The sequence below is a fragment of the Leisingera sp. S232 genome, from assembly GCF_049800895.1.
GTDB lineage: Bacteria > Pseudomonadota > Alphaproteobacteria > Rhodobacterales > Rhodobacteraceae > Leisingera.
On the sequence record NZ_JBNAFX010000002.1, the window covers coordinates 162,679 to 177,468 of the forward strand.

15 protein-coding genes, 1 pseudogene and 2 riboswitches are annotated in these 14,790 nt (G+C 62.1%); of the genes and pseudogenes, 9 read left to right on the forward strand and 7 right to left on the reverse strand.

Annotated features, from left to right (window positions below; all coding sequences use genetic code 11):
- The first annotated feature begins 98 nt into the window (after window positions 1-98).
- Window positions 99-297, forward strand: a riboswitch (FMN riboswitch).
- 90 nt (window positions 298-387) lie between these two features.
- Window positions 388-825: a 6,7-dimethyl-8-ribityllumazine synthase gene (locus tag ACP151_RS02310; protein ID WP_424977230.1), complete on the forward strand. Its 438-nt coding sequence runs from the start codon at window positions 388-390 to the stop codon at window positions 823-825.
- A gap of 165 nt (window positions 826-990) precedes the next feature.
- Here ACP151_RS02310 and ACP151_RS02315 read toward each other — a convergent pair whose 3' ends face one another.
- The 3 genes from ACP151_RS02315 to thiB are packed head-to-tail and all read right to left on the reverse strand — an operon-like array spanning window position 991 to window position 4,185.
- Window positions 991-1,689 carry an ATP-binding cassette domain-containing protein gene (locus ACP151_RS02315; protein WP_424977231.1) on the reverse strand — a complete coding sequence of 233 codons (699 nt, stop codon included), beginning with the start codon at window positions 1,687-1,689 and terminating at the stop codon, window positions 991-993.
- Entirely contained in the window at window positions 1,676-3,232 is a 1,557-nt protein-coding gene (locus tag ACP151_RS02320; RefSeq protein WP_424977232.1) for a thiamine/thiamine pyrophosphate ABC transporter permease ThiP, read from the reverse strand. The genes ACP151_RS02315 and ACP151_RS02320 overlap by 14 nt, the downstream gene beginning before the upstream one ends.
- Window positions 3,208-4,185, reverse strand: a complete 978-nt coding sequence (gene thiB / locus ACP151_RS02325) for a thiamine ABC transporter substrate binding subunit (RefSeq protein WP_424977233.1) — start codon at window positions 4,183-4,185, stop codon at window positions 3,208-3,210. The genes ACP151_RS02320 and thiB overlap by 25 nt, the downstream gene beginning before the upstream one ends.
- 32 nt (window positions 4,186-4,217) lie before the next feature.
- A riboswitch (TPP riboswitch) is annotated at window positions 4,218-4,309 on the reverse strand.
- Window positions 4,310-4,539: 230 nt separating this feature from the next.
- Here thiB and aroC point away from each other — a divergent pair.
- Entirely contained in the window at window positions 4,540-5,643 is a 1,104-nt protein-coding gene (gene aroC / locus ACP151_RS02330; RefSeq protein ID WP_424977234.1) for a chorismate synthase, read from the forward strand.
- A gap of 62 nt (window positions 5,644-5,705) precedes the next feature.
- Here the strand turns inward: aroC and ACP151_RS02335 are convergent, their stop codons facing one another.
- A complete protein-coding gene (locus tag ACP151_RS02335) occupies window positions 5,706-6,122 on the reverse strand; it encodes a MerR family transcriptional regulator (RefSeq protein WP_424977235.1) in 417 nt (138 codons plus the stop codon).
- A gap of 73 nt (window positions 6,123-6,195) precedes the next feature.
- Here ACP151_RS02335 and ACP151_RS02340 point away from each other — a divergent pair, with 73 nt between their 5' ends.
- Window positions 6,196-6,834: a cation transporter gene (locus tag ACP151_RS02340; protein ID WP_424977347.1), complete on the forward strand. Its 639-nt coding sequence runs from the start codon at window positions 6,196-6,198 to the stop codon at window positions 6,832-6,834.
- A 114-nt stretch (window positions 6,835-6,948) separates the two neighbouring features.
- Here ACP151_RS02340 and ACP151_RS02345 read toward each other — a convergent pair whose 3' ends face one another.
- Window positions 6,949-8,451 carry a malonate--CoA ligase gene (locus ACP151_RS02345; protein ID WP_424977348.1) on the reverse strand — a complete coding sequence of 501 codons (1,503 nt, stop codon included), beginning with the start codon at window positions 8,449-8,451 and terminating at the stop codon, window positions 6,949-6,951.
- 94 nt (window positions 8,452-8,545) lie between these two features.
- Here ACP151_RS02345 and ACP151_RS02350 point away from each other — a divergent pair.
- Window positions 8,546-9,481 (forward strand): annotated as a pseudogene (locus ACP151_RS02350) (DMT family transporter).
- A 275-nt stretch (window positions 9,482-9,756) separates the two neighbouring features.
- On the opposite strand, the gene ACP151_RS02355 reads toward ACP151_RS02350, so the two are convergent.
- Together ACP151_RS02355 and ACP151_RS02360 are read right to left on the reverse strand one after the other, a co-directional pair.
- Window positions 9,757-10,071 carry a DUF1330 domain-containing protein gene (locus tag ACP151_RS02355; protein WP_424977236.1) on the reverse strand — a complete coding sequence of 105 codons (315 nt, stop codon included), beginning with the start codon at window positions 10,069-10,071 and terminating at the stop codon, window positions 9,757-9,759.
- A gap of 294 nt (window positions 10,072-10,365) precedes the next feature.
- Window positions 10,366-11,232, reverse strand: a complete 867-nt coding sequence (locus ACP151_RS02360) for a branched-chain amino acid aminotransferase (protein ID WP_424977237.1) — start codon at window positions 11,230-11,232, stop codon at window positions 10,366-10,368.
- A gap of 159 nt (window positions 11,233-11,391) precedes the next feature.
- Between ACP151_RS02360 and ACP151_RS02365 the strand changes: the two genes are divergently transcribed.
- The 5 genes from ACP151_RS02365 to ACP151_RS02385 all read left to right on the forward strand — a co-directional run bounded on the left by ACP151_RS02365 (window position 11,392) and on the right by ACP151_RS02385 (window position 14,788).
- Entirely contained in the window at window positions 11,392-11,895 is a 504-nt protein-coding gene (locus tag ACP151_RS02365) for a MarR family winged helix-turn-helix transcriptional regulator (protein WP_424977238.1), read from the forward strand.
- 6 nt (window positions 11,896-11,901) lie between these two features.
- On the forward strand, window positions 11,902-12,603 hold the full coding sequence (locus ACP151_RS02370; protein ID WP_424977239.1) for a response regulator: 702 nt from the start codon (window positions 11,902-11,904) through the stop codon (window positions 12,601-12,603).
- A 131-nt stretch (window positions 12,604-12,734) separates the two neighbouring features.
- Window positions 12,735-13,661: a histone deacetylase family protein gene (locus tag ACP151_RS02375; protein ID WP_424977240.1), complete on the forward strand. Its 927-nt coding sequence runs from the start codon at window positions 12,735-12,737 to the stop codon at window positions 13,659-13,661.
- Window positions 13,658-13,900 (forward strand): exodeoxyribonuclease VII small subunit, encoded by a 243-nt coding sequence (locus ACP151_RS02380; protein ID WP_019297546.1) that lies wholly within the window; start codon window positions 13,658-13,660, stop codon window positions 13,898-13,900. Before ACP151_RS02375 ends, ACP151_RS02380 begins: the two co-directional genes overlap by 4 nt.
- 3 nt (window positions 13,901-13,903) lie before the next feature.
- On the forward strand, window positions 13,904-14,788 hold the full coding sequence (locus tag ACP151_RS02385) for a polyprenyl synthetase family protein (RefSeq protein ID WP_424977241.1): 885 nt from the start codon (window positions 13,904-13,906) through the stop codon (window positions 14,786-14,788).
- The last annotated feature ends 2 nt before the right edge of the window (window positions 14,789-14,790 follow it).

Genomic DNA, 14,790 nt, shown 5'->3' on the forward strand with positions numbered 1-14,790 from the left:
CAGCCGGATGTGCACACAAAGATCAATCGCGTGTCTTTCCTGACGGATTATCCTGTGTTTTCCGCTCTTGAAATTGCCCTGCCGGCTTGGCAATGTCCGCCCGTTCTCAGGGCGGGGCGGAATTCCCCACCGGCGGTAAGCGGGCCAGTCTCGTAAGCCCGCGAGCGGCGTCTGTGTCCACAATCCGAAAAGTGGGAACCGGTTTTCGGATAAATTGTGGAACAAAGCACAGATGTGTCAGCAGATCTGGTGCGACTCCAGAGCCGACGGTCACAGTCCGGATGGAAGAGAACGTGCGTCAGGACCGTTTTGGGCTGGTTTGCCCTGCGTGCGCCTGCCGTTCGTGATCGCCTTGGGTGACGTGTCAGAGCCAAAGGAGATTACGAAATGACACACACCCGCTTTGCCTTCATCAAGGCGCAATGGCATGCCGATATCGTAGACCAGGCACTGGAGGGCTTCCTGCAGCTGATCCCGGCGGATCAGGTCGACGTCTTTGATGTGCCCGGCGCCTTTGAAATGCCGCTGCTGGCGCAGGAGCTGGCCAAAACCGGAAAATACGCCGCTGTGGCCTGCGCTGCATTGGTTGTGGACGGTGGCATCTACCGGCATGATTTCGTTGCTCAGGCCGTGGTCGATGGGCTGATGCGGGCAGGTATGGACACCGGCGTTCCGGTCCTGTCCGTCTCGCTGACCCCGCATCACTTTCAGGAAACCGAGCATCACATCGGCATCTACCGCGCGCACTTCGTGCAAAAAGGCAACGAAGCCGCCAGCGCAGCCCTGATGATCACGAAGACGCGGGAAGCGGCCCTGGCCGCATAAACCCTGCGCTTACAGTGTTTTTTGACCTGCATCGGCCCGCTGCTCTGGCAGCGGGCATCCGGTCAGCAGATCAAGTTCTCCATTTAAGATCCTGTTAATAAATGAGGTTTCGCAGCGAAACCCCTTTTCATATGCACGTCTGCCGAGCCCCCTCTGATCAGAGGCTCAGGCCATTCCCAAATAGGCCCGCAAGGCAGGCGGTGGATTATCCAGCATCTGCGTGGTCTGTTGCGGTGCATGCGCCCTGCCATCCGCCACCAGCACCACCTGATCAGCGATCCGGCGGGCGTCATTCGGATCATGGCTGACCATCAGAACGGTGGCACCGCTTTCACGTGCCAGTTCTGCCACCAGATCCAGCATCTCAGCCTTCAGCGCTGGCCCAAGCGCGGCAAAGGGCTCATCCAGCAGCAGAAGATCCCGTCCCTGCACCAGCACCCGCGCCAGCGCCACCCGGCTCTGCTGGCCGCCAGACAGGGCCGCGGGCTTGCGATCTCCCATGTCCCCCAGCCCGACACGCGCCAGCGCCTCCTCCACCTGGCGCCGCTCCGCATCCGCCAGCCGCAGGCTGGCATGAATACCCAGAGCCACATTCTGCGCCACGGTCAGATGCGGGAACAGGTTGCCGTCCTGAAACAGCATCGCAATGGGCCTTTTGCCGGGCGGTGCGGCGGTCAGATCCGCGCCATTCCAGCTGATGCCTCCGCGGCTCACCGGCAGAAACCCGGCAATCGCCTCAATCAGTGTCGATTTCCCAGCTCCCGAAGGCCCGATCACCGCAGCACAGACACCCGGCGCAACGGCCAGATCCGCTTCGACGGCAAACCCGCCATTGATGATCCGGCAGTTTTCAAGCTTCAGCATGCCAGCGCCCTCCGCGGTCCAATATCCAGAACGCCCCCATTGAAAGCACAAGAAGCAGCAGTGCCGCCCCGGCCGCCGCCTCCATCCGGTAGGCCCCCATCAGCCGGTAGATCTGCAAGGGCAATGTTGCGAAATCCGGGTCGGCAAACAGCGCGACCACCCCCAGGTCCCCCATCGAAAGCGCCGCCGCCAGCCCGGCCGCAAAGCCTGTCTGCGCCCGCATCCTAGGCAGGTAGACATGCCGCACAAAGGCCCAGCCCTGCATATCGAGCGACAGCGACAGGCGACCATACCGCCCCAGCACCTCGCGCGCGCGGGGCACCAGAATGCGCATGGCAAAGGGCAGCGCCATCACCGCATTGACCAGCGCCGTCACCGGCAGCGCCAAAGCAAAGGGATCAGCAATCGGATGGATCAGGATGAACAACCCGGTACCGATCACCAGCGGCGAGGCCGCAAGGCCCAGGATGCCTGCCAGTTCCGTCATGCCATCGCGGCCCGCAGCAACTGCTGCCGCCATCGGCAGGGCCAGCGCCAGCAGAATCACCGTGCTGAACCCTGAAACCAGAATGGAGTTTCCAGCCGCTTGCCAGACCGTGCCCTTCAGCGCTGCCAATCCCGGCAACCCTGCCAGAACAATGGCGGTCAGCGGCAGCAGCAGGAAAGCGGCGGACAGGAAGATCCAAAACATGTCCAGCCCGCGCGAAAAACGGCTGTGCCCGTCCCAGCGCCGCACCGCCCGGTCTAGCCCGGCACCGAAACCTTCGCCTGCAGACACCCGCAGCGCCACCAGTGCCGCCGCCCCCGTCAGACCCAGTTGTAGCCCTGACAGCAGCGCCGCACGGCCCAGGTCGAAATCAAAGCGAAACGCCTGATAGATGGCAAGTTCAATGGTGGTGGCCCGCGGTCCTCCGCCCAGGGTCAGCGCCACGGCAAAGCTAGAGAGGCAAATGGCAAAGACTACAGCCAGCGCACCCGGCGCAGCCCGCCGTAGCATCGGCGCTTCCAGCAGCTGCCACATTGCCAGCGGCCCGGCATTCAGCTGTGCCGCCAGGCGAAAGCGTTCGGCAGGAATTTCCTGCCAGCCCTGCAGGATCAGCCGGGTCGCCAGCGGCAGGTTGAAGAACACATGTGCCAGGACCACCCCATGCAGCCCGTAAATCTGCACCGGCTCCAGCCCGAACAGCCCCAGCAGACTGCTAAGCCAGCCGGCCCGGCCAAAAACCGCCAGCAGGCCCAGAATGGCAACAATGACAGGAAGAATGAAGGGCGCTCCCAAAAGCGCGATCAGCAAACGCCGTCCCGGGAACCGCCGCCGCGCCAGCGCGCGGGCGACGGGGATCGCGAGGCCAACGCTCAGGAGCGCAGACAGGCTTGCCTGGGTCAGTGTGAAACGCAGCGCAGCCCAGTCGCTGACGCCAAACCCGGTGCCGGCCTCAGCCCGGGCAGCAACAGCCGCAAGGGTTCCAAGGATCAACGCAGCCACAACAAGGGCCGCGCCGATCCCGGGAAATGCGCTTACTGGCTGAGCGCGTCCAGCCATTCGCCCAGTGCCGCATCACGGACGTCTGCTGCCTCAGTTTCGCTCAGCAGCAGCGATTTGCCGGGCTGAACCAATGTCTCAAACCCCTCCGGCAGGCCCGTCGCCGGGATCACCGCCGGATACATCCAGTTGGTGGTCGGGATAATCGACTGGAACGCATCCGACACCATGAAGGCCAGGAACTGGTCGGCCAGTTCAGACTGATCGCTGTTTGCCAGTTTACCGGCCACTTCCACCTGCATGTAATGACCCTCATCAAAAGCCGCCGCCGCCTTGGAGCCATCTTCCTCGGCAATCAAGTGATACGCAGGTGAAGTGGTATAGGAGAGCACCATGTCGGCCTCGCCTTCCAGGAACATGCCATAGGCTTCGGACCAGCCTTTTGTCACGGTGACAACGTTGTCAGAAAGACCCTTCCAGACGGCCGGCGCCTCGTCACCATAGGCCGCCTTGACCCACAAGAGCAGGCCCAGACCCGGGGTCGAGGAGCGCGGGTCCTGAATGACGATTTTGGTGTCGCTGTCCGCCAGCGTCTTGAAATCCGTGGGCACTGTGGCATCGGCGTTGTGGACAAAGGCGAAATAGCCCCAGTCGTAGGGCACAAAGGTTGCGTCGGTCCATTCCACCGGCAACGCATAGTCGGCACTGACCGAATGATCGGCAAACAGGCCGGTTTCCTTGGCCGCTGCGGTCAGGTTGGTGTCCAGCCCCAGAACCACATCGGCGTCCGAGCGTTCGCCCTCCAGCTTGATGCGCGCCAGCAGTGCCGCGCCATCGCCTGCGCCAACCAGCTTCAGGTCGCAGCCGCAGACCTCTTCAAAGGCTTTTTCCACTGCCGGGCCGGGCCCCCAGTCGGAAACAAAGCTGTCATAAGTATAAACGGTCAGTTCGGGCGTTTCGGCAAAAGCCGCCGAAGCGCCAAGCAGTCCCGCTGCAAATGCAAGATGTTTCATGCCATCCTCCTTTGCGGCTTTGGGCAAGGGTGGAGGACGTCCAGTACCTTCCCTCCGCCGGTGTGATCCGGTTCAGGTTCAACGGGTGTCATCTCAGCGCTTGTGCGCACCCCGAGGTGGCGCGGACCTTAGGCCCGGACTGCGGCAAAGACAAGCCAAAGCCCGCCAGGACCTACGCTTCAGGCAAACAGGATCGCTGCTTGCGCCGATCCTGTGTTCTTCTGGCTTGAAATATCCCGGGGGAGCCGCCAAAGGCGGCGGGGGCAGCGCCCCCTGTTCCTTTGCTGCACAGGAATCTGCTTGAGGCACAGGCCCCTGCCCGCTAAGCACGTCCCGCAAAGGAGACCGCGCCTCATGTCGATGAACAGCTTTGGACACCTCTTCCGCGTCACCACCTGGGGCGAAAGCCACGGGCCCGCGCTTGGCGCCACTGTTGATGGCTGCCCGCCGAATGTGCCGCTGGAGCCGGAAATGCTGCAGCAGTGGCTCGACAAGCGCCGCCCCGGCCAGAACAAGAACACCACCCAGCGCAATGAGCCGGACGCGGTGAAGATCCTGTCTGGCGTGTTTGACGGCATGTCCACCGGCACTCCGATCCAGCTGATGATCGAGAACACCGATCAGCGCTCCAAGGATTACGGCGAGATTTCCCAGACCTTCCGTCCGGGCCACGCCGACATCACCTATTTCCAGAAATACGGCAACCGCGACTACCGCGGCGGCGGCCGCTCCTCGGCCCGCGAGACTGCCGCGCGAGTTGCCGCGGGCGGTGTTGCACGTGAAGCAATCAAGGCGTTGGTGCCGGGATTGCAGATCAAGGGCTACATGACCCAAATGGGTGAGCTGGAGATTGACCGCAGCCGCTTTGACTGGGAGGCGATCGAACAGAATGATTTCTGGATTCCCGACGCAGGTGCCGTGCAGGATTGGGAAGACTATCTGCAGGGCCTGCGCAAGGCGCATGATTCTGTTGGCGCCGTGGTTGAGGTTGTGGCCCGGGGTGTCCCCGCAGGCATCGGCGCGCCGGTTTACAGCAAGCTGGACACTGATCTGGCCGCCGCGATGATGTCGATCAACGCCGTCAAAGGCGTTGAGATCGGCGAAGGCATGAATGCTGCACGCCTCAAAGGCTCGGAAAACGCCGATGAAATTTTCATGGGTGAAAACGGGCCTGAGTACTCCTCCAACCACGCCGGCGGCATTCTCGGCGGCATTTCCACCGGTCAGGATGTGGTGGTGCGCTTTGCGGTGAAGCCGACGTCTTCGATCCTCACCCCGCGCCAGTCGATCCGCAAGGACGGCTCTGCCACGGAAGTCATCACCAAGGGCCGCCACGACCCCTGTGTCGGCATCCGCGCGGTGCCGGTGGCTGAGGCGATGATGGCCTGCGTGATCCTGGACCACCTGCTGCTGCACCGTGGCCAGATTGGTGAGAATCAGGGCCATATCGGCGCATAATCCGGCTCTAACACTGGTAAAACCGGGCAAACCGCTGTGTTTGCCCGGTTAAAAACGCGCGCTTAACCGTGGTCCCCTGCGCATTGGCTGTGGTCACCCAGTGCCGTCAGCACCTTGCAGCAGCCGCCGTTGCCGCCGTCGCACAGGGTGCTGATCCGCTCCAGCTCAGACGCCAGCTGCTCCAGCTTGCGGATCCTTTCCCGGACATTGGCCAGCTGGCTGCGGGCAATGCGGTCGGCCTCGGCGCAGTCATCGCCCAGATGGCCGTCGAGCCCCATCAGCGATTTGATATCCTCCAGCGAGAACCCCAGATCGCGGGCATGTTTGATAAAACCCAGCGCGTCCATGCCATCCTGGCCGTAGCGGCGCTGATTGCCGGCATTGCGACCCGGCTGTGGCAAGAGGCCGATTTCCTCATAGTAGCGGATGGTGGGCACTTTCACACCGGTGGTTTTGGACAGCTGACCGATGGAGAACATGGCACAAACCTCTTGAAGCTCTAGTGACTAGAGCAGCTACATTGATCTCGAATCAGGAATGAGGACAAGCACAATGGCAGGCTGCTGCAATCACAATGCCCGGTTTGACGGGGTCTCGGCAGACTACAAACGCAGGCTTTGGCTGGTGATTGCTATCAATGCCGGCATGTTCGCGGTGGAAATGGGGGCTGGCCAGATGTCCGGCAGCCAGGCGCTGAAGGCGGACGCGCTGGATTTTCTGGGGGATGCGCTGACCTATGGCATTTCCTTGGCAGTGATCGGGGCCAGCTTGCGTACAAGGGCGCTGGCGGCACTGAGCAAGGGCATCAGCCTGCTGCTGATGGGCATGTGGGTGTTTGGCTCCACCATTTATCAGGTGTTTTACGTTGGTGTGCCGCAGGCGCAGATCATGGGCGTGATCGGCTTTATGGCGCTGGCGGCGAATCTGATCTCTGTCCTGCTGCTGGCGCGCTACAAGGACGGCGACGCCAATGTGCGCTCGGTCTGGCTGTGCTCGCGCAATGACGCCATTGGCAATGTTGCGGTGATGATCGCGGCATTTGGCGTCTGGGGCACTGCCACCGGCTGGCCGGACCTGATTGTGGCCGGGATCATGGGTGGGCTGTTCCTGAGCTCCGCCTTTCAGATCCTGCTGCAGGCAATACGGGAATGGCGCGAGGAAGGGGCGCATGCTGCAACACACCAGCACTAGGGCAGTGACCGTCCGCAGGTGGAAGCGAAGCGCCCGCCGTTTTGCCGGAGGCAAACCACTGGTTTGACAGGGGCGGACGGGCGCTGCCCGGACTGTTGGCCCGAGCGAGTGTTGTTAGCTGAACAGCTCTGCGAATTCCTCGCGCAGGGCTTTCTTCTGCACCTTGCCCATGGTGTTGCGGGGCAGGGTGTCCAGCAGGATGACCTGCTTGGGCTGCTTGAACCTGGCCAGCTGCCCCGCCAGTGCGGCCTTGACTGTTTCGGCGCTGGTGTCCTTGCCGGTCGGCACCACCACCGCCACCACGGCTTCGCCGAAATCTGGATGCGGCACGCCGATCACGGCGCTTTCCAGCACGCCGGGCAGGTCATCGATCAGGCTCTCAACCTCTTTGGGATAGACATTGAAACCGCCGGTGATGATCAGATCCTTCTCGCGCCCGACGATGGTGACATAGCCGTCCGCATCGATCCGGGCCAGGTCGCCGGTGATGAACCAGCCATCCGGCCGCAGTTCTTCTGCTGTCTTTTCCGGCATCTGCCAGTAGCCCTGGAACACATTGGCTCCGCGCACCTCCAGCACGCCGGTCTCTCCCGGTGCAACTTCAGCGCCGCCCTGCATCACCCGCGCCTCGACGCCGGGCAGCGGGAAGCCAACGGTGCCGGCGCGGCGTTCACCCTCATAGGGGTTCGAGGTGCTCATATTGGTTTCGGTCATCCCATAGCGCTCTAGGATACGGTGGCCGGTGCGCGCCTCCCATTGCGCATGGGTCTCTACCAGCAATGGCGCCGAGCCGGAAATGAACAGGCGCATGTTCGCAGTGCGTTCGCGGGTCAACCGTTCATCCGCCAGCAGCCGGGTGTAGAAGGTCGGCACCCCCATCAACGCGGTCGCCGAAGGCATCGCCTGCAAGATCGCGTCCGCGTCAAAGCCTGGCAGGAACACCACCTGGGCGCCTGCAAACAGCGCCACATTGGTTGCCACAAACAGACCGTGGGTGTGGAAGATCGGCAGCGCGTGGATTAGCACATCCTCAGCCGTAAAGCGCCAGTATTCCCGCAGCATCAGCGAGTTGGAGGCCAGGTTTTCGTGGCTGAGCATCGCCCCTTTGGACCGGCCAGTGGTGCCTGAGGTGTAAAGGATCGCGGCCAGATCATCCGCTGCGCGGGCAACGGGGGCAAACCCGGATTGGCAATCTGCCAGATCCCGCAGGGAACCGTGCCCTGCAGCATCCAGTGTCAGCACTTTTGCGGTGCCGGCAACGGCGCGGATCTGTTCCTGGCGAGCCGGGTCGCATACCACAACACCAGGAGAAGCATCGCCGATAAAATAGGCTACTTCCGGCCCGGTGTAGGCCGTGTTCAGAGGCAGGAAGATGCCGCCAGCCATCACCGTGCCCAGGTATAGTTCAATCGCCTGAAGGGTCTTTTGAACCTGCACCGCCACCCGGTCGCCCGGCTGCACGCCCTGAGCCGCCAAGGCTGCCGCCATCCGCTCTGCGCCGGCAAACAAGGCACCAAAGGTTACCGTGCTGTCATCCGGCAGACGGGCAAAAACACTGTCCTCGCGCTCCAGGGACGATTCGCGCAGCTGGCGGATCAGGTGATTGGCGTCATACATCGGCAGCTCCCTCATTCAGCGGCGCTATTTGCGCCCTTGTAACGGGTGAAATCAAGCCATTGATCTTTGCGGCGCAGGAGCGCAGGTTCGCGCCATGGCAAAATCCTTAACATCGCATCGGCCTGTATTGGCAATTCTGCTGAAAGTGACCGCTATTGCGCTGTTCACTGCATTGTCAGGCATCATCAAGGCCACTTCGGAGACCGTGCCGGCGGGCGAAGCGGTGTTTTTCCGGTCCTTTTTTGCCATTCCGGTGATCGTCATCTGGCTGTCGATACGCGGCGAACTGCGGCATGGGCTGATCACCAAAAAGCCAATGTTTCACGTGTGGCGCGGGCTGGTCGGTACCTCGGCGATGGGGATGACCTTTATGGGGCTGGCGCTGCTGCCGCTGCCGGAAGTAACGGCCATTGGCTATGCCACACCGATCTTCACCCTGATCCTGGCAGCGCTGTTTCTGGGCGAGACGATCCGGCTGGTGCGGATCAGCGCCGTGGCCATCGGCCTGTTGGGCGTGCTGATCATGATCTGGCCGCGCTTAGGCGGCGATCTGGAGGACGGGGCCATGCTGGGGGTGCTGCTGGTGGTCGGCGCCACAGTGGCGCGCGGTTTTGTGTAGATCCATATCCGCCGCATGGTGCAGTCGGAACATACCGCGGCCATTGTGTTTTATTTCTCGCTGACGGCCTCGGGCCTGGCGCTGCTGACCGCGCCTTTCGGCTGGGTGATGCCGGATGCACGCACCGCTGCGCTCTTGGTCGGCGCCGGTCTGGTCGGCGGGGTGGCACAGATCCTGGTCACCTCCTCTTACCGCTTCGCCCCGGCCTCGATGCTGGCGCCTTATGATTACGCCTCGATGATCTTTGCCATAGTGATCGGCTATGTCTGGTTCGAAGAATGGCCGACGCTGGTGATGCTGGCCGGGGCTGCGCTGGTGATTGCCGGTAATGTTCTGGTGATCTGGCGCGAACACCGGCTGGGCCTGCAGCGTGGCAAAGCTAAGCCGATGATTGATCCCAAAGGTGGATAGAAGGCTCTAGCAAGGGGATTTTGGCTGAAACCGGCAAGCGCGGCGTGCCTGCATTTGGCAAAACTTGTGGCGGTGAACGGTCAGGGCATAGGCCAGTTGCCCTGTGTTTTCCGGGCTCCCGGCCGCTGCTGACCTTTTGGAGAGCGCCCCGGCTGGGACAGGGGCAGGGGGAGAATATCGCTGTGCAGACCCAACATGGCGCATATGGTACCGGCTTTGCATCCTGCGTCCATTGCGCTGGACGAATTGCAAGCAGACTTGAACGCTTGCGCGCCTCAGCGGGTCAGCCCCGGCGCATCCGCTTCGACAACCCCGATCTGATAGCTCAGAAAGGCCCTTTCACGGATTTCTTTCAAAGCCTGATACTCCGCGCTTTGAAAGACCTTGTCCACGGCCGCGCGATTTGGATAGCGGACGATTGTCGCCATTTCCGGCAGTTTTTCACCGACAATCGTGTCCGATATTTCATACCCTTGGAGAATTTCTGCTCCCGCCTCTTCCAGCAGCGGCTTGGTGGTGCCCAAATACATGCTGAGCGCCTCCAGATCGTCCGGATTGATCGTTGTCAGTGCAAAAACGATGACAGCCATATTTTCTCTCGCCTTACTCCCGTCTTCCTCTTCTGCAACCTGCCGCCGGTTTCTGGTGTTCAGTTGGCGCGGTTCACTCGATGTGCACCGGGCCGCTCAATCGTTTTGGGGCAACCTGTTAACTTTCACTATGCGCACAGCCGCGAAGCAATAAAACAGATTTAACGTCGGTAGCCTTTGCGCAATCGGTCAGGCCCCTATTCTTTGGGATAGGTCGGCTATTCTTTACGGACCAAAAAACCCCCGCACGCGGGCGGGGGTTCGGAAACTCTTGGTTCTTGCAACTGCGTGTGGTCAGGCGCGCACCAGTGCCTCGTAGTCTTCGGCGATCTCCCGGGTCAGGGCGCCAACTTCAAACATATAGTCGCCGATCTGCCCGACTGGGGTGACCTCGGCCGCGGTGCCGGTCAGCCAGCATTGCTCGAACTCCGCCATCTCTTCCGGCTTGATACGGCGCTCGTGCACGGTGATGCCCTTGTCCTTGAGCATCTGAATGACGGTCTGGCGGGTGATGCCGTTCAGAAAGCAATCTGCCAGCGGGGTGTGCACCTCGCCGTCCTTCACAAAAAACACATTGGCGCCGGTTGCCTCTGCCACATAGCCGCGCCAGTCCATGAACAGTGCGTCCGAACAACCCTTGGCTTCTGCCTTGTGCTTGGAGATGGTGCAGATCATGTAAAGGCCGGCCGCCTTGGCGTGGACCGGGATGGTTTCCGGGCTCGGGCGTTTCCATTCCGCGATGTCGAGCTTGGCGCCCTTCATCTTGGCGTCGCCGTAATAGGCGCCCCAGCCCCAGACCGCGATCGCCATACGCACCGGGTTCTTGGCCGAAGCCACGCCCATATCCTCACCCGAGCCGCGCCAGACCAGCGCCCGCACATAGGCGTCCTGCAGGCCAGAGGCCTTCAAGGTTTCTTCCTTGGCCGCCTCGATCTGATCGACGGTATAGGGCATCGGCATATCCAGCGCCTCGGCGGATGCGATCAGACGCTCGGAATGCTCGCGGCTTTTGAAGATCTTGCCGTTATAGGCGCGTTCGCCCTCGAACACGGAGGAGGCGTAATGCATCGCATGGGTCAGGATATGCACCTTGGCATCCCGCCAGTCGACCAGTTCGCCGTCCATCCAGATCACACCGTCACGGTCATCATAGCCTGCCATACCGCACCCTCCTAAACTAAGCGGAATTTCATTTGTTGCGCATATTGCGGCCGTTCCGGACACAATCTTGCGTCAAAGCTGCGATTCGATACATCTTCCCCCTTGGAATGTCAACAAGGCTGACATAAACTGCCCGGCAAGACAGACGAGGGGGCACAAATGCCGGAAGGCCGGACAGGGCAGGGGTATGGCGGCGAAAGCCTGCTGTTTCTGACAGATGAGCAGTTGCGCCAGGGGATCGAGGCAATGTTCTTTGCCTACCGCGGATTTACCGCCGACCCGGACCGGATCCTGGCCGAACTGGCCTATGGCCGGGCGCATCATCGGGCGATCCATTTCATCAACCGCTCGCCGGGCACCACGGTGAACAATCTTCTTAGCATTCTGGGCGTGACCAAACAGTCGCTGAACCGGGTGCTGCGCACGCTGATTGGCGACGGCTTGGTGATCAGCAAAGTGGGTGAGCTGGACAAGCGCGAGCGCCACCTCTTTCTCACGGAACAGGGCCAGGCGCTGGAGGCAACGCTTTCGGATGCTCAGCGCGCCCGGATGCGGGCCGCCTACAAGGATGCCGGTCCCGAGGCGGTACAGGGTTTCAAAACAGTGCTTGAGGCGATGATGGATGCGGATATGCGCCGCGCCTACGCCAAGCTGCGGGACTAGGCCGACATGAGCACACATGACGCCCATCTGCTGATCGTGGATGACGACGAGCGCATTCGCGGCCTGTTGAAGAAATTCCTGATGCGCTCCGGTTTCCTGGTGACGGCGGCGCGGGATGCGGCCCATGCCCGCAGAGTGCTGGCCGGTCTGGATTTCGATCTGATCATTATGGATGTGATGATGCCCGGTGAGGACGGCGTTTCGCTGACCCGGTCCTTGCGCGAAACCATGACCACCCCAATCCTGCTGCTGACCGCCAAAGGCGAGACCGAAGACCGGATTTCGGGCCTGGAGGCCGGCGCTGACGATTACCTGCCGAAACCTTTCGAACCCAAGGAGCTTTTGCTGCGGGTCAATGCCATCCTGCGCCGGATGCCTGACACCACTGCTCAGGACAGCGCCCCCAAGGTGCTGCATCTGGGCGCCATCCGTTATGACATTGAGCGTGGCGAGATGTGGCAGGGGGATGAGCTGATCCGGCTCACCGGCACCGAAAGCCAGCTGATGAAGATCTTCGCAGGCTGCCCCGGCGAGCCGGTTTCCCGCAGCAAGCTGGTTGAGGATCTGGGTCGCGACCGCGGTCAGGCGCAAGAGCGCGCTGTGGACGTGCAGATCACCCGCCTGCGCCGCAAGATCGAACCCAACCCGAAACAGCCGCAGTACCTGCAAACTGTGCGCGGCGCCGGCTATATGCTGACCCCGGACTGAATCGAGCCCAGCTGCTTCTTTCTGGTGATAAATACCCCGGGGTCCGGGGCCGCGCCCCGGGATTCCTCTTGCAGCCGCCGCCAACCCGCTCCTAGTGTCGCGCCAAGACCCGCCGCAGGAGGAAACCGCAGATGACCACCGCCCTGATCACCCATGCCGATTGCCTGCAGCATGTGACCCCCGATGGCCACCCTGAACAGGTCGCCCGACTGGAACACATCCTGCACGCGCTGGAGCCCTTGGACTTGCATCGTGTGACTGCCCCGATGGCTGCCGAAGACGACATCCTGCGCATTCACCCCGCCGGTTATCTCGCAGAGCTGCGCAAAGCCTCCCCGGCTGATGGCTGGGTGCAGATCGACGGGGATACGTTCTTGTCCCCCGGCTCGCTGGACGCAGCCTTTCGCGCGGCCGGCGCGGTGGTGCGCGGCGTCGACATGGTGCTGGGCGGCGAGGTGCAGAACGCCTTTGCCGCAGTGCGCCCGCCGGGGCATCACGCCGAAACAGACACCGCCATGGGCTTCTGCCTGTTCGGCAATGCAGCACTGGCGGCAAAACACGCGCTGGATCACCACGGGCTCAGCCGCGTCGCGGTGGTGGATTTCGACGTGCACCACGGCAACGGCACCCAGGATCTGTTGTGGGATGAACCGCGCGCGCTGGTCATCACCAGCCAGCAGATGCCGCTCTGGCCCGGCTCCGGCTGCCCGGATGAGGACGGCGCCCATAACAATATCCTGAACATGCCGCTGGCACCGGGATCGGGCCGAGCAGAGATGCAGGCGGCCTATGAGGGTCAGGCCTTCCCGCGCCTGCGCAGCTTCAAGCCCGAGCTGATCATCATCTCGGCAGGTTTCGATGCCCATCAGGACGATCCGCTTGCCAGCCTCAACTGGGCCACCGCCGATTTCGCCTGGATCACAGCCGAGCTGGGTAAACTCGCAAGTGAACTTTGCGGCGGCCGTATCGTCTCGACTTTGGAAGGCGGATATGATCTGAACGCGCTGGCCGCGGCAACCCGCGCGCATGTGGAAGAATTGATAAAGGCACCGGCATGACTGAGACCCCCGTAGACCAGATGAGCTTTGAACAGGCGATGCGTGAGCTGGAAGGCGTGGTGGACCAATTGGAGCGCGGCGACGTGGCGCTGGATGCCTCGATCGCTTTGTACGAACGTGGTGCGGCGCTGAAGAAACGTTGCGAGGACGAGCTGAAGCGCGCCGAGGAAAAGGTTGCGGCCATCACATTGGACGCAAACGGCACCCCCAAAGGCACCCAGCCGCTGGACGCCGGCTGACACATGACCGCCGCAGCTGACGCCCAAACGCGCCCCTTCGCAGAGGCGCTGAAAGACGCGCAAGGCCAGATTACCGCACATATGGAGCTGCGGCTGGCGGGTGGTGACGAACTGCATGTGGCGATGCGCTATGCCATCACCGGTGGCAAGATGCTGCGCGGCTTTCTTGTTCTGGAAAGCGCCCGTCTGCACAGCGTTCCGGCCGAGGCCGCCCTCGAGGCTGCGCTCGCCATTGAATGCATCCATGCCTATTCGCTGGTACATGACGATCTGCCCTGCATGGACGACGATGATCTGCGCCGTGGTCAGCCCACTGTCCACAAGAAATGGAATGAAGCGATGGCGGTGCTGGCGGGCGACAGCCTGCAGGCATTTGCTTTTGAACTGCTGGCAGACCCCAAGATGGGCCCGCAGACGCTGACCCTGATCCGCAGTCTGGCGCAATCCTCTGGCAAGGACGGTATGGTCTCGGGCCAAATGCTGGACATCGCCGCCGAGACCGCGGCTGATCCGCTGACCCTGGATCAGATCACCAAGCTGCAGAGCCGCAAAACCGGCTGCCTGATCGAGTGGTCTGCCACCGCCGGTGCCGTGCTGGCAGGCAGCGACCCGGCACCTCTGCGGCAATACGCATGCGCCCTTGGCCTTGCATTTCAGATCGCCGATGACATCTTGGATGTGGAAGGCGACGCCGCAAAGGTCGGCAAGGCCGTGCGCAAGGATGCCGATGCCGGCAAAGCCACATTTGTCTCGCTTCTGGGGCTGGCAGAGGCCAAGGCCCGCGCAAGTGCCCTGTGCGAGGAAGCCTGTTTCGCACTCGCGCCTTACGGCGCGGATGCTGCAACCTTGAAGGAAGCCGCGCGCTTCGTTATTTCGCGCGACAGCTAACC